The 13,644-nt window shown below is 70.7% G+C and carries 12 protein-coding genes; 5 read left to right on the forward strand and 7 right to left on the reverse strand.

The genetic code is table 11. The features are described from left to right. Positions 1 to 103: 103 nt before the first annotated feature. Positions 104 to 2,314 (forward strand): SF1B family DNA helicase RecD2, encoded by a 2,211-nt coding sequence (recD2, locus tag DY245_RS36815; protein ID WP_128511446.1) that lies wholly within the window; start codon positions 104 to 106, stop codon positions 2,312 to 2,314. Positions 2,315 to 2,490: 176 nt separating this feature from the next. Then, positions 2,491 to 3,780, forward strand: coding sequence for a citrate synthase (locus DY245_RS36820; RefSeq protein ID WP_128511447.1), 1,290 nt, complete (start codon positions 2,491 to 2,493; stop codon positions 3,778 to 3,780). A gap of 634 nt (positions 3,781 to 4,414) precedes the next feature. Here DY245_RS36820 and DY245_RS36825 read toward each other — a convergent pair. Further along, on the reverse strand, positions 4,415 to 4,702 hold the full coding sequence (locus DY245_RS36825; RefSeq protein ID WP_128511448.1) for a heavy-metal-associated domain-containing protein: 288 nt from the start codon (positions 4,700 to 4,702) through the stop codon (positions 4,415 to 4,417). 227 nt (positions 4,703 to 4,929) lie between these two features. On the opposite strand from DY245_RS36825, the gene DY245_RS36830 reads away from it, so the two are divergent. Further along, the gene (locus tag DY245_RS36830) at positions 4,930 to 5,580 is read left to right on the forward strand and encodes a DedA family protein (RefSeq protein ID WP_128511449.1); all 651 of its coding nucleotides are present in this window, start codon (positions 4,930 to 4,932) and stop codon (positions 5,578 to 5,580) included. 48 nt (positions 5,581 to 5,628) lie between these two features. On the opposite strand, the gene DY245_RS36835 is transcribed toward DY245_RS36830, so the two are convergent. Together DY245_RS36835 and DY245_RS36840 are read right to left on the reverse strand one after the other, a co-directional pair. Further along, positions 5,629 to 6,411, reverse strand: a complete 783-nt coding sequence (locus tag DY245_RS36835; protein WP_128511450.1) for a sulfite exporter TauE/SafE family protein — start codon at positions 6,409 to 6,411, stop codon at positions 5,629 to 5,631. Then, positions 6,408 to 7,439, reverse strand: a complete 1,032-nt coding sequence (locus DY245_RS36840) for a Gfo/Idh/MocA family protein (RefSeq protein WP_128511451.1) — start codon at positions 7,437 to 7,439, stop codon at positions 6,408 to 6,410. Before DY245_RS36840 ends, DY245_RS36835 begins: the two co-directional genes overlap by 4 nt. Positions 7,440 to 7,637: 198 nt before the next feature. Here DY245_RS36840 and DY245_RS36845 point away from each other — a divergent pair, with 198 nt between their 5' ends. Beyond that, positions 7,638 to 8,714: a LacI family DNA-binding transcriptional regulator gene (locus DY245_RS36845; RefSeq protein WP_128511452.1), complete on the forward strand. Its 1,077-nt coding sequence runs from the start codon at positions 7,638 to 7,640 to the stop codon at positions 8,712 to 8,714. A gap of 83 nt (positions 8,715 to 8,797) precedes the next feature. Here DY245_RS36845 and DY245_RS36850 read toward each other — a convergent pair whose 3' ends face one another. Next, the gene (locus DY245_RS36850) at positions 8,798 to 9,340 is read right to left on the reverse strand and encodes a hypothetical protein (protein WP_128511453.1); all 543 of its coding nucleotides are present in this window, start codon (positions 9,338 to 9,340) and stop codon (positions 8,798 to 8,800) included. Between the two features lie 301 nt (positions 9,341 to 9,641). Here DY245_RS36850 and DY245_RS36855 point away from each other — a divergent pair, with 301 nt between their 5' ends. Beyond that, positions 9,642 to 10,544, forward strand: coding sequence for a S1 family peptidase (locus DY245_RS36855; RefSeq protein WP_244943503.1), 903 nt, complete (start codon positions 9,642 to 9,644; stop codon positions 10,542 to 10,544). A 12-nt stretch (positions 10,545 to 10,556) separates the two neighbouring features. Here DY245_RS36855 and DY245_RS36860 read toward each other — a convergent pair whose 3' ends face one another. From DY245_RS36860 to DY245_RS36870, 3 genes are all read right to left on the reverse strand, one after another. Beyond that, on the reverse strand, positions 10,557 to 11,480 hold the full coding sequence (locus DY245_RS36860) for a 2-dehydropantoate 2-reductase (protein WP_128511454.1): 924 nt from the start codon (positions 11,478 to 11,480) through the stop codon (positions 10,557 to 10,559). Positions 11,481 to 11,577: 97 nt separating this feature from the next. Beyond that, positions 11,578 to 11,772 carry a helix-turn-helix transcriptional regulator gene (locus DY245_RS36865; RefSeq protein WP_033265761.1) on the reverse strand — a complete coding sequence of 65 codons (195 nt, stop codon included), beginning with the start codon at positions 11,770 to 11,772 and terminating at the stop codon, positions 11,578 to 11,580. Between the two features lie 323 nt (positions 11,773 to 12,095). Continuing rightward, positions 12,096 to 13,511: a sugar porter family MFS transporter gene (locus DY245_RS36870; protein ID WP_128511455.1), complete on the reverse strand. Its 1,416-nt coding sequence runs from the start codon at positions 13,509 to 13,511 to the stop codon at positions 12,096 to 12,098. Positions 13,512 to 13,644 lie beyond the last annotated feature (133 nt).

Here is a 13,644-nt window from a genome sequence, read left to right on the forward strand (position 1 = left end):
CCCCGAACCCACCCCCCGCCCCCTCCCCCGAAGGGGGAGAGGGGGAGGGGGCGGGGGAGGCGTTTCGAGGCGGGTTGTCAGACCTCGGCGGTACCGTCGTTCCATGGTCAACGCAGCCGTCGTGGAAGGGGTCCTGGAGCGGATCACCTACGCCAATGAGGAGAGCGGCTATACGGTCGCGCGGGTTGATACGGGCCGTGGTTCGGGTGATCTGCTGACCGTTGTGGGTGCGTTGCTCGGGGCGCAGCCGGGGGAGTCGCTGCGGATGGAGGGGCGCTGGGGCTCCCATCCGCAGTACGGCAAGCAGTTCACGGTCGAGAACTACACCACCCTCCTGCCCGCCACGATCCAGGGCATCCGCCGCTATCTGGGCTCCGGCCTGATCAAGGGCATCGGTCCGCGGATCGCGGACCGCATCGTCGAGCACTTCGGTACGGACACCCTCGACGTCATCGAGAGCGAGCCCGAGCGCCTCGTCGAGGTGCCGGGTCTGGGCCCCAAGCGGACGAAGATGATCGGGGCGGCCTGGGAGGAGCAGAAGGCCATCAAGGAGGTCATGGTCTTCCTCCAGGGCGTCGGTGTGTCCACCTCCATCGCGGTGCGGATCTACAAGAAGTACGGCGATGCCTCGATCTCCGTGGTCCGTAACGAGCCCTACCGGCTGGCCGCGGATGTGTGGGGCATCGGCTTTCTGACCGCCGACCGCATCGCCCAGTCCGTGGGGATTCCGCACGACAGCCCGGACCGGGTCAAGGCGGGCCTGCAGTACGCGCTGTCGCAGTCCACCGACCAGGGCCACTGCTTCCTCCCCGAGGAGCAACTGATCGCGGACGCGGTGAAGTTGCTACAGGTGGACACCGGACTGGTCATCGACTGTCTGAGCGAGCTGGCCGCGGACCCGGAGGGGGTGGTCCGGGAGAAGGTGCCGGGCGGCGCGGACGAGGAGCCGGTCACCGCCGTCTATCTGGTGCCGTTCCATCGCGCCGAGATCTCGCTCGCCGGCCGGCTGACCCGGCTGCTGCGTACGGGCGAGGACCGGATGCCGGCGTTCCGGGACGTCGACTGGGACAAGGCGCTGGCGTGGCTGGCGCGGCGTACGGGTGCCGAGCTGGCGCCCGAGCAGCAGGCGGCGGTACGGCTGGCGCTGACGCAGAAGGTCGCGGTGCTCACCGGCGGGCCGGGCTGCGGCAAGTCCTTCACGGTCCGGTCGGTGGTCGAGCTGGCCCGCGCCAAGAAGGCCAAGGTGGTGCTGGCGGCACCCACGGGCCGGGCGGCCAAGCGGCTCTCGGAGCTGACCGGGGCGGAGGCCTCCACGGTCCACCGCCTCCTGGAGCTGAAGCCGGGCGGGGACGCCGCGTACGACGCCGACCGGCCGCTGGACGCCGATCTGGTGGTGGTCGACGAGGCCTCGATGCTGGATCTGCTGCTGGCCAACAAGCTCGTCAAGGCGGTGCCGCCGGGCGCCCATCTGCTGCTGGTCGGGGATGTGGACCAGCTGCCGTCGGTGGGGGCCGGTGAGGTCCTGCGGGACATGCTCTCCGAGGGCGGGCCGGTTCCCGCCGTCCGGCTGACCCGGATCTTCCGGCAGGCCCAGCAGTCCGGCGTGGTCACCAACGCCCACCGCATCAACTCCGGCGTCCCGCCGCTGACGAACGGGCTGGCGGATTTCTTCCTGTTCGTCGAGGAGGACAATGAGGAGGCCGGGCGGCTGACGGTGGATGTGGCGGCGCGCCGGATCCCGGCGAAGTTCGGGCTCGACCCGCGCCGCGACGTTCAGGTACTGACCCCGATGCACCGCGGTCCGGCCGGTGCGGGCGCCCTGAACGGTCTGCTCCAGCAGGCCGTCACCCCCGCCCGCCCCGATCTGCCCGAGCGCCGCTTCGGTGGCCGGGTCTTCCGGGTCGGCGACAAAGTCACCCAGATCCGGAACAACTACGAAAAGGGCAGCAACGGCGTCTTCAACGGCACGGTCGGTGTCGTCACCGCGCTGGACTCCGACGAGCAGCGGCTGACGGTGCGGACCGACGAGGACGAGGAGGTTCCGTACGACTTCGACGAACTCGACGAACTCGCGCACGCCTATGCCGTGACGATCCATCGCTCGCAGGGTAGTGAGTATCCAGCGGTGGTGATTCCGGTCACCACCAGTGCCTGGATGATGCTGCAGCGCAATTTGCTGTATACCGCCGTGACCCGGGCAAAGCGCTTGGTGGTGCTGGTCGGCTCCCGGAAGGCCCTGGGGCAGGCCGTCCGCACCGTATCCGCCGGTCGGCGGTGTACGGCGCTCGCTCACCGGCTCGCCGGGGCCATGTGATGTCACTCCTCTTTCCCAATCGGGGCGAAGGGGAGCAGGATGGACACTCATGCGGCACTGAGTGCCGCGATGAGGCCCTATGGCCGACCCCGAGTGCACATCCAAGGTCCAAATGGGGGAAGGTATAGGCAGTCAGGGCACCTCGAAGAAGAGGCACAACGTCGGTGAGGGATGACGTGAGCGACAACTCTGTAGTACTGCGTTACGGGGACGGCGAATACAGCTACCCGGTCGTCGACAGCAGCGTCGGCGACAAGGGCTTCGACATCTCGAAGCTGCGCGCCCAGACCGGTCTGGTGACCCTGGATTCCGGTTACGGCAACACCGCGGCATATAAATCCGCGATCACCTATCTCGATGGTGAACAGGGCATTCTTCGTTACCGCGGGTATCCGATCGAGCAGCTCGCAGAGCGCAGCACGTTCGTCGAGACCGCGTACCTCCTCATCAACGGCGAGCTGCCCACCGTCGATGAGCTGGCGAACTTCAAGCAGGACATCACGTACCACACCCTGCTTCACGAGGACGTCAAGCGCTTCTACGACGGCTTCCCCCGGGACGCTCACCCGATGGCGATGCTGTCGTCGGTCGTCAGCGCGCTGTCGACGTTCTACCAGGACAGCCACAACCCGTTCGACGAGCAGCAGCGCCACATCTCCACGATCCGGCTGCTGGCCAAGCTCCCGACGATCGCGGCCTACGCGTACAAGAAGTCGGTCGGCCACCCGGTCGTCTACCCGAGCAACGACCTCGGGTACGTCGAGAACTTCCTGCGTATGACCTTCTCGGTGCCCGCCGCGGACTACGACCTCGACCCGGTCGTGGTCAGCGCCCTCGACAAGCTGCTGATCCTGCACGCGGACCACGAGCAGAACTGCTCGACCTCCACGGTGCGTCTGGTCGGCTCCTCGCAGGCGAACCTCTTCGCCTCGATCTCGGCCGGTATCAACGCCCTGTGGGGCCCCCTGCACGGCGGTGCCAACCAGTCCGTGCTGGAGATGCTGGAGGGCATCCAGCGCGACGGCGGTGACGTCGACTCCTTCATCCGCAAGGTGAAGAACAAGGAAGACGGCGTGAAGCTCATGGGCTTCGGGCACCGCGTCTACAAGAACTTCGACCCCCGGGCGAAGATCATCAAGGCGGCGGCGCACGATGTCCTCTCCGCGCTCGGCAAGTCCGACGAGCTGCTGGACATCGCCCTCAAGCTGGAGGAGCACGCGCTCTCCGACGACTACTTCGTCTCGCGCAAGCTCTACCCGAACGTCGACTTCTACACCGGCCTGATCTACCGGGCCATGGGCTTCCCGACCGAGATGTTCACCGTGCTCTTCGCGCTCGGCCGGCTGCCCGGCTGGATCGCCCAGTGGCACGAGATGATCAAGGAGCCCGGCTCCCGCATCGGCCGCCCGCGGCAGATCTACACCGGTGTCGTCGAGCGCAACTTCGTGCCGGTCGAGGAGCGCTGACGGCCGCCTTCTGAGGACAGGCCCTGGCGCGCACAAACGAAAAGCGCCCCGCCTCCGGATCCCCCCACGGGTCCAGAGTGCGGGGCGCTTCCCTGTTCCCGGGTCGGATTCCCCCCACGGGATCCGTCCGGGCGCTCCGGGTCGCACCGCGCTCCGCCGGGACGCGCACATTCGGGAGGGCCGCTCAAAGCTCCCCGGGCGCGTCGCCCCGGCCACGCGTAGCCGGACATGATCCCCCAAGATCAGCACGGCTGGTGCAGTGCAAGCCCCGCCGGGGTGCTTGCACTGCCCGGTTAGACTCGCGACCCCCCTCAATGGTTACGTTCCAATGAGTGTGATCTGGGTCTCTTGCCATATGGGGGCGAATACGGTCAAGGGCCACGAGTTGGAGATCGAGGCCCTGAGGTATGGGTGTTGTGTCAGTTGTAAGAGCTATGTGAATTTTCGTTGTCGCGGGCTGTTGCCGGCCGCCTCGGTGGCGGCCGGTGCCTCCCTCGGCTTCGGCGACCAGCGCCTCCCGCAGTTTCGGCGGCAGCTCGCCCCCGGCCTCTTCGGCCGGTTGCGCACAAGGCGCAGGTCTTCCCGCCGATGGCGAGCTCGACCTGCGCCTGTGCGGTGGAGCCGGGCGCCGTGATCAGGCCGCCTGCCCCACGAGCTCGTAGCCGGCCTCGTCGACGGCCGCGCGCACGGCCTCCTCGTCCAGCGGGGCCTTGGACGTGACGGTCACCAGGCCGGTGGCCGCGACCGCCTGCACCGAGCTGACCCCGGCGATCTCGCCGATCTCGGACGACACCGCACCCTCGCAGTGACCGCAGGTCATGCCGGTGACCTTGTACGTGGTGGTCACCTCGCCGACCTGGACGTCGGTGCCGCCGGAGTGGCAGGAGCCTTCCGGGGTGCAGCAGGAGCTGTTCTCAGCCATGGGGGATTCTCCTTGTGGTGCCGATGTGTTCCGTGTGGTGCACGGTGCCAGAGTGTCGGAGCGCGCCACGAGAGGCCCGGGCGGCTGCCGGTGACTCCCGACCTTAGCCACTGTATACCCCTAGGGGGTATCAATCCAGACTGGTGGCACGCCCATCACGTTGCCGTGCGCCCCCTCACGCGTCAGCCTTGGGATACGGACTCGGGGCGATCCGAGGAGGCGGCCGGATGGACGTACTCGCCCTCTACGGCCTGCTGGTGCTCACGACACTGCCGCCACTGGTCCCCAACTCCGCGCTGCTGGTCTCCGCCGGCGTGCTCGCCTCCCGCGGAGAGGCGTTCCTCCCGCTGATCCTGCTGGTCGTGGCGGCCAGCGCCCTGCTGGGGGACCTGCTCATGTACCTCGTGGCCCGGCGGTTCGGCGAACCCGTACGCCGCTGGATGCGCCGCAACCCGCGCCGCCGGGCGCTGCTGGAGTGGACCTCGCAGCGCATCCAGCGGTACGGCGTGCCGTTCGTGATCGCCGTACGGTTCCTGCCCAGCGGGCGGATCGCCGGCGCGCTCGCCTCCGGGGTGCTGCGCTACCCGGTGCGCAAGTACATGCTCGGCGCCGGAATCGCCGAGGCGTCCTGGGCGACGTACTCGGTCGGACTCGGCTACCTCGGCAGCGCCGCCGCCGGCCGCCCGCTCTACGCCGCCGGGATCGGCCTGGGCATCTCCTGTGCGGTCGCCGCCGTGGGCACCGCGATCCAGTGGGCCGCCCGCCGGCGCGCGCTGCGCGAGGCGCCCAAGGGCAGCGGCGAGGGCGAGAGCGGCGGGAGCTGCAAGGGGGACGGTGAGGGGCGTGGCGACCGGGCCTCATCCGTCGTGGCCGTATGACCGGTGCGGGGGGACGGTCCGGGCCTGACCTCGGGCCGTCTCCCCGTATCAGCGCAGCAGGTTCACGCTGGAGAGCGCGGTGAACAGCAGCACCAGACGTGCGAAGACGGCCTGTTCGATGCGGTGCACCACGGCCCGTCCGATCAGCGCGCCGGCGGGCACGGCGAGCGCGAGGACCGCGTCCAGCGCGAGCGCATCGGGCGTGACCAGCCCCAGCGCGATGCTGAACGGCAGCTTGAAGAGGTTGACGATCAGGAAGAACCACGCCCCGGTGCCCAGGAAACCGAGCATGGTGAAGCCCGAGGCGAGCAGGTAGAGCGACATCGCGGGGCCGCCCGCGTTGGCGACCATGGTGGCGAAACCGGCGAGGAGACCGAAGAGCAGCGTGTGGCCGCGCCGCGGCCCGGCCGCCCGGTCCGTCTCCGCGTCCGTGCCGCCCGACGCCCGGCGCTCGCGGGCCCGCCGCGAGCGCTGGTGGCGCCACACGTGGTGCAGCACGATCGTCAGCAGCAGTACGCCGATCGTGCGGCGGATGACGGTGTCCTCGGTGACGGCGACAAAGGCGACACCGAGGAGCACACCGGCCGCGACCGAGGGCATCAGCCGCAGCAGGGCGGGCCAGTCGGTGTGCTTGCGATAGGCCCGGACCGCCAGGACGTCGCCGACCAGGAGCAGCGGCAGCAGGGCGCCGGTGGACTCCTTGGCGGGCAGTACGGCGGCGAAGAGCGCGACGCTCAGCGCGCCGACGCCGCTGATGGCGGTCTTGGAGACCCCCACCAGCAGCGCGGCCAGGACCAGGGTGGCGAGCGATATGACCCCGAGGTCGCTCACACGTCCGGGGTCGCGCCGCCGGCGGTGGCCCGGACGTCCGCGACGGCGACCGGTGCGCCGGTCCGGCGCGAGCGCTCACAGGCCTCGGCGATGTAGAGCGCCTCCAGCGCCTCCGCGGGCGAGCAGGGGCTCGGCGTACGGCCCGCGGCGACCTCGGTGAAGACGCCCAGCTCGGTGACGTAGGCGTCGTGGAAGCGCTCCATGAACGTGGCGTACGGGGCGGCCGCCCGCTGCCACGACAGCTTCGGCTCCGCGGTCGGCAGCGGTGCGCGGTCGTCGAGGCCGACAAAGCGGGCGCCCTCGGAGCCGCAGACCTCCAGCCGGACGTCGTGGCCGGCGCCGTTGTAGCGGGTCGCGGTGACCGTGGCCAGGGTGTCGTCGTCGAAGCGCAGCAGCGCGGCGCAGGTGTCGACATCGTCGCCGTCGGCGAAGAAGGACGCACCGCGGTTGGCGCCCTGGGCGTAGACCGAGACCACCTCGCGGCCCGTGAGCCAGCGCAGGATGTCGAAGTCATGGATGCTGCAGTCCCGGAACAGCCCGCCGGAGGTCGGGATATAGCCGGCCGGCGGCGGCGTCTGATCACTGGTGCAGGCGCGCAGGGTGTGCAGCCAGCCCAGCTCGCCGGAGCGCAGCGCCTCGCGGGCGGCGCGGTAGCCCGCGTCGAAGCGGCGCTGGAAGCCGATCTGTACGGGGACGGTGCCGGACTGCGCCCGCTCCACCACCCCGAGGGTGCCCGGCACGTCCAGCGCGACCGGCTTCTCGCAGAACACCGGCACCCCGGCGTCCAGGGCCTGATGGATCAGCGTGGCGTGCGCGCTGGTCGCGGCGGTGATCACCACGCCGTCCAGGCCGTCCGCGTACATCTCCTCGATGCTCGGGGCGGCCCGTACCCCGAGGGTGTCCGCCAGTGACGCGGCGCGCGCGGTGTCCACATCCGCGACCACGATGCCGGTGACACCCGGGACGCTCCGGAGGGTCTTGGCGTGGAACGCGCCGATGCGTCCGGTGCCGATCAGGCCGATCTTCATGCTCGGTCCTTCCAGAGAGGAGTGGGAACCCAGAGAGGAATGGGAACGGTGAATTGGAACGGTCCAACGCTGTCCTCCTCGGCACCCTGCATGTCCTGATGTCTGCATGTCAACCCTTGTGCAGGGGTGCGGCGGTGCGTATTGCGGCCGGGGGTGGCGATTGACGCCCGACCTGCCCCGATGGAAGGATTTCCGTTCATGGAACGGTCCAATGAGCCGGCCGAGGGGCGGGGCGACGGGCGAGTCGCTGGGCGGGCCGACGGGCGGCGCCCCCCGACGATCCGCGGTGTCGCCGAGCGCGCGGGCGTCTCCAAATCGCTGGTCTCGCTCGTCCTGCAGGGCTCGCCGCGGGTCAGCGACGCCAAGCGGCAGGCCGTGCTGGACGCCATCGAGGAGCTGGGCTACCGGCCGAACGCCGCCGCCCGCAGCCTTGTCGCACGCCGTACGCACACCGTCGGCGTGCTGCTGAACGATATGCGCAACCCCTGGTTCGTCGAGGTCCTCGACGGTCTGAACTCGCTGCTGGAGGCGCACGGTCTGCGGATGCTGATGGCCGACGGGCGGCTCGACCGGCGGGCCGGCCAGGACTTCGCCCGCACCTTCCAGGAACTGCGGGTCGACGGTCTCGTCGTCGTCGGCACACTCCCGGACACCGACGGGCTCGCCGAGGTCGCCGAGCGGCTGCCGACCGTCATCGCGGGCAACCACGAACCCCGGCTGCCGCACGTCGACATCGTCGCCAACGACGACGAGCGCGGCGCCCGGCTCGCCACCGAGCACCTGATCGCCCTCGGCCACCGGCGGATCGCCCATATCGCCGGGCAGGGGCTGGTCGGTGAGCTGCGCCGGCGCGGCTTCGAGGCCGCCGTACGCGCCCACGGCCTGGCGGCGAGCGCCGTCGTGGAGAGCGGTGACGGGACCGAGGAGGGCGGCTACCGCGCCGCCGTCCGGCTGCTCAACCCGTCGCGCGGCACCGAACGCCCCACCGGCGTCTTCGCGTTCAATGACATCTCCTGCGTCGGCGCGCTGTCCGCCGCCCAGGAACTGGGCCTGGACGTACCCGCCGACCTCTCCCTCGTCGGCTACGACAACACCTACCTCGCCCGCATCCGCCACCTCTGGCTGAACTCGGTGAACAACGCCAGCCACGAGGTCGGCCGCCGGGCGGCGCGCTGCCTCTTGGACCGTATGGAGCGCCCCGACGCCCCGGCCGGTCATCAACTCGTCGCCCCGGAGCTGGAGATCAGGGGATCGACGGCGCCGCCCAGGCCCTGACCTCCGGGCCCGGCTCCGGCTCCCTGGCCCCAGGAGCTGTCGTCAACGTGTCACGCCCACATCAGGAGCGACCCAGGCAGGCCCTAAGGGATATCCGACTGGCAGCGGCGACGGTAGTAGGCGTAGGTCAGGACCAGCAGCAAAGGGCCCCACAAGGTGAACAAGCCGCTGACCGTGATCGCCAGCGTGTCCCACCCATCGGCGTACGGGAAGCCGCTCGCGCCGCCGATGCGGAAAGCGCCGAACGCCCAATGCACCATCAGCGCGAGGAAGACGAGCCCGGCGAGGGCCCCGGGGGCGATCACCGCGAAGGGCGGGATGCGCTTGCCGCCCACCTTGGGGACCCAGTCGGGCACGACCTCTCCCCAACGGCGCACCAGACCGAAGGTGAGCAGGGCGAACGACTCGGAGAGGACGCTGAGTCCGACGACGTAAGGGGCGTTGAACCACGCCGGGGGCAGGACCGCCCCGCCCATGCCGTAGCCGAAACCGATCGGCAGCCGCCACAGGCACACCGGCAGCGCCACCAGCGGGATGAGGTGGGCGACGATCTCCGCCCAGCGCGGGACAGGACGCTCGGTGTCATGTGTGGTCGAGGCCGGGGTGGATCCGTCGATCGCTGTCATGATCCTCAGCATCTTCGATCGCCGGTGACCTGTCCTCACGCCTACGGCGGATCGCCCCTCACCGCATGGGGGAGCCCCTGTCAGCCTTCGGGAGTAGCAGTTCGAGAGAAGTCCCGCCCGACCAGCCCGGACCCTGAGGGTGTGTCAGGGTCGGTCGCTCCGAAGGATTACGGCTGACGCGACTTGGGGCTGATTACTCCCGCGTTCCGCGCCACTAGTTTCTGTTGCTGTCACAAGATCGCAAGGGCGGACCGCGGGGGCCGCGGGACCGCCGCGCAACGGGGACAGCGGGAGTGGAGAGATGGAATCGGAAACGAAGCGGCGCCGGGTGTCGCGTGCTCGTCGGATGCGGGCCGGTGCGTTCCTCGGCGTGGCCGTGGTCGGTGTGACCGCGGCCTTGGGGGCGGCGGGGACGGCCCAGGCCATGTCCGGCGGTACGCAGTTGCCGCGGCCGGGGGCGGCTCCGTGGCTTGCGACGCTGGCCGTGAAGGGCGACGCTCCATTGCTGGCACGGGCCTCGTGCGGGGGCGCGCTGATCGCACCCGACCGCGTGCTCACCGCGGCCCACTGTCTCGACGGCGTGGACGTCAAGAAGATCGAGGTGCACATCGGGTCCTCGGTGCTGTCGCAGGATCCGGGCACCGTACGCGACATCCGCAGCGCCGAACCGCACCCGGGCTACAAGCTGCTGCCCTCCCCCGTGGACCCCGATCGCCCCGAACTGTCCTCGGCGGCCTACGACATGGCGGAGATCCGCCTCACCGCCCCGGTTCGCGGCGTCAAGCCGCTCCCGATCGCGAAGCAGCGGCCGCGCCCCGGAACGAAGGCTTCGATCTTCGCCCATGGCATCACGGCCGCGCCGGATCCGAGCCAACCGGACAAGGAGATCCGCGGCGACGTGCTGCGTCGAGGGGACCTGACCGTACGCAGCCATGCGCAGTGCGCCGCCCAGACTCCGGCGGTGGTGGACGACGCGTCGATGTTCTGCGCCCGCGACCTGGACGGCGGCGGCGCGACGATGTGCTTCGGCGACAGTGGGAGTCCGCTGGTCGTGCGGGGGCAGCGAGGGCCGGAGCTGGTCGGCGTCTTCAGCTTTGCCGGCGAGACGGCCGGCAAGGTGTGCGGACAGGCCGCCGATGCCGCGTTCGCCGATGTGCCGGGATTGCGGGGACCGAGGACGTCGGAGCCGATAGCGGGTTCCTAGGACGTCTGGTCCCTAGCCCTGCCCGCCCCGCAGTTCGCGGTCCAGTGCGCGCAGCAGGATCAGCAGCATCCGGTTCAACGGGGTCGCGATGCCGTGCCGTTCGCCGGCCCTGACCACCGCGCCGGTGAGGAACTCGTGCTCCAGCGGGCGGCCCGCGAGGCGGTCGTAGAGCATCGAGGAGCCGCCGTCCGGTGGTGCGGTGGCGTACAGCTCCAGCGTCCTGGTGACGTCCGCTTCGCCGATGTCCGCGCCCTCGGCGCGCGCGACGGCGGCGGCCTCGCGCAGCAGATCGCGGGTGAGCGCGGCCATCTCGGGGTCGGCGAAGATCCCTATCCGCTGCTGGAGCAGGGCGGTGATCGGGTTGGCCGCGAGGTTGGTGAACAGCTTGCGCCAGGCGGCCGTGGTGAAGTCCGGGACGGGGTGCACCCGCAGCTCGCTGCCGGCCAGCAGGGCGGCGAACCGGTCGGCCAACGGGCCCTCGGGTACATGCAGTTCGCTGGCGACATGGTGCCGGATCCGGCCGGGGGCGATGCGCTCCGCCGAGATGTAGACCACGGTCGGCAGGATGTCGGTGCCCTCGGGGACGATCGGGGCGACCCGCTCCTCCTGGTCGATGCCGTTCTGCAGCACCGCGACGGCGGTGTCCGGGCCGCACAGCCTCCGCAGCCAGCCCTCGGCGCCCGCGGTGTCCTGTGCCTTGGTGGTCAGCAGCACCCAGTCGACCGGCGTCACCTGCGCCGGGTCGGTGGCGATACGTACCGCCGCGGGCCGGGCCGTGCCCTCGCTCTCGACGGTCAGTCCGGGCAGCGGGCTGCGGACGCACAGTGTGACGTCGAGGCCGGCCCACTGGGCCTGGGCGGCGGTGTAGCCGCCGATCGCGCCGGCGCCGATCACCGCGATCCGGGTGGGCGCCGCGGCCTGGGATGTGCGGGGCATACCACGATCGTAGAGGCCCCGAGGCTTCCCGGGCGCCTGCCGCGCCTGGTCCCCGGCGCCGGGCCGGGCGCCGGGGACAGGGTCTGTTCGGTGGATCTCAGCGTCGGCCGCGCTGGCCGGGACGCTGGGCCACCCATGCTCTGACCGTGTCGGCGAACCAGTACGGTTTTCCGCCCTCCACCAGATCCGGTTCGGGCAACAGTCCGTGCTTGCGGTACGAGCGCACGGTGTCCGGCTGCACCTGGATGTGTGCGGCGATCTCCTTGTAGGACCAGAGCCTGCGGTCGGTCATCTCTGCCACCTCCTGAGGGCCGTACGCAGGGTCGGCCCGGGGGGAGCCGGCGCGGGGGCCGCGTACGGCCTGGTGATCACTCACCCTGTGCCTGGACAACGACACCGAGTGACCGCCGGGGAGGGGCTGTTGAACGGCTGTGACGGAAGGACCGCTGATCGGTGACAGTCGTGACGCGGGGCGGATGGCTGTGACGGAGGCGGGACGGGACAGGCCGGGGCGGGTGGGGCGGATGGGGCACCCCAGGGGCAACCCCAGGGCAACCAGGGGCAGCCCCTGCGCGCCCCGGCCGGCGCCCGGCGGGCACCGTGGCCGACGCCCCGTCAGCCCGCCTTCGCCTCCGCCGCCTTCCGCAGCTCGTGCTCCAGGTCCTCCAGCGCCAGCCCCCTCGTCTCCGGTGCGTACCGCTTGCAGAAGAGCAGGGACAGTACGCACATCACGCCGAAGAACCAGAAGGTGGTGCTCGCGCCGACCGCGTCCAGCAGCACCGGGAAGACGAGCGCGACCGCGAAGTTGACCACCCACATCACGAACACCGCGGCCCCCATGGCCAGTCCGCGGACCTTGAGCGGGAACATCTCGGCGAGCAGCAGCCAGACGCCGGTGTTGAGGGTGGCCTGCATGAAGGCCATGTAGAGGACCATCAGGCAGAGCACCAGCACGCTGACGGCACCGGAGTGCGGGAGGTGGAAGGCCGCGCCCAGCAGGGCGAGCGAGACGGTCATCCCGGCCAGGCCGTTGATCAGCAGGGGCCGCCGGCCGACCCGGTCGATCAGCGACATCCCGATCGCGGTGGCGAGGACGGAGATGGCGCCGATCGCGATGGTGGCGGTGATCGCGGCGCCGGTGCCCAGGCCGGTGGACGCCAGGATCTTGGGCGCGAAGTAGACGACGGCATTGACGCCGGTGATCTGCTGGACCGCCGCCAGACCGATGCCGACCAGCAGCAGTCGCCGCACCCAGGGCGTGCGCAGCTGCTCCCAGGCGCCGCGCCGGGCATCGGCCTCCAGGTTGCGGGCCTGGTCGATACGGGCCAGCTCGGCGGGCACGTCCTCGACGGGCAGCGTACGGCGCAGCACCCCGGCCGCGTCGTCCTGCCGGCCCTTGCTGATGTACCAGCGGGGTGTGTCGGGCAGGAAGAAGAGCCCGACGAACAGCGCCACGGCGGGCAGTGCGGCCAGGCCCAGCATCCAGCGCCAGGCCGCCCAGTGCGCCAGGACGGCGTTGACGAGGTAGGCGAGCAGCTGGCCGCTGACGATCATCAGGGAGTTGAAGGAGACCAGCCGGCCGCGGATGTGCGGGGGCGCGATCTCGGAGAGGTAGAGCGGGGTGATGACGGAGGCGCTGCCGACGGCGAGGCCGAGGACGAAGCGCGCCACGGTCATGAAGGGGAGGGTGGGGGAGAGCGCGACGGCCAGCGCGCCGCCGATGAACACGGCGCCCGCCCACAGCAGGGAGTTGCGCCGGCCCAGCGCATCGGACATCCGGCCGCCGATCAGCGAGCCGAAGGCCGCGCCGATCAGCAGCGCGCTGGTGATGATGCCCTCGCCCAGGGAGGTGAGACCGAAGTGGTCCTCCATGAAGGGGAGGGCGCCGGAGATCACTCCGGTGTCGTAGCCGAAGAGGGCGCCGCCGAGGGCGGCGATGGCAGCGATGCCGACGATGAAGCGCTTGGCGTTGCGGGCCTGTGCGCTGACGCGCGGGCCGGCGGACGCCGCCTGGCCGGTCGGAGCGGCCATCGTCAGCTCCGGTCCGCCCCGCCGGTCAACGTGTCGACCGGGGCGGGGGGTTGGCGCAGGGGTATGAGGCGGAGCGGAGCGGCACGGCGGGCGTGGGGCACGGTGCGGGGGCCTTTCGGTGGATCGTGGGGCG

This window comes from Streptomyces inhibens, assembly GCF_003389455.1.
GTDB classification, from domain to species: Bacteria; Actinomycetota; Actinomycetes; order Streptomycetales; family Streptomycetaceae; genus Streptomyces; species Streptomyces inhibens.

Excerpts from the sequence above, each read along its gene's own strand:
- recD2 (WP_128511446.1), top strand. The coding sequence starts at position 104 with ATGGTCAACGCAGCCGTCGTGGAAGGGGTCCTGGAGCGGATCACCTAC.
- DY245_RS36825 (WP_128511448.1), bottom strand. The coding sequence starts at position 4,702 with ATGGCTGAGAACAGCTCCTGCTGCACCCCGGAAGGCTCCTGCCACTCC.
- DY245_RS36830 (WP_128511449.1), top strand. The coding sequence starts at position 4,930 with ATGGACGTACTCGCCCTCTACGGCCTGCTGGTGCTCACGACACTGCCG.
- DY245_RS36840 (WP_128511451.1), bottom strand. The coding sequence starts at position 7,439 with ATGAAGATCGGCCTGATCGGCACCGGACGCATCGGCGCGTTCCACGCC.
- DY245_RS36845 (WP_128511452.1), top strand. The coding sequence starts at position 7,638 with ATGGAACGGTCCAATGAGCCGGCCGAGGGGCGGGGCGACGGGCGAGTC.
- DY245_RS36850 (WP_128511453.1), bottom strand. The coding sequence starts at position 9,340 with ATGACAGCGATCGACGGATCCACCCCGGCCTCGACCACACATGACACC.
- DY245_RS36855 (WP_244943503.1), top strand. The coding sequence starts at position 9,642 with ATGGAATCGGAAACGAAGCGGCGCCGGGTGTCGCGTGCTCGTCGGATG.
- DY245_RS36860 (WP_128511454.1), bottom strand. The coding sequence starts at position 11,480 with ATGCCCCGCACATCCCAGGCCGCGGCGCCCACCCGGATCGCGGTGATC.
- DY245_RS36865 (WP_033265761.1), bottom strand. The coding sequence starts at position 11,772 with ATGACCGACCGCAGGCTCTGGTCCTACAAGGAGATCGCCGCACACATC.
- DY245_RS36870 (WP_128511455.1), bottom strand. The coding sequence starts at position 13,511 with ATGGCCGCTCCGACCGGCCAGGCGGCGTCCGCCGGCCCGCGCGTCAGC.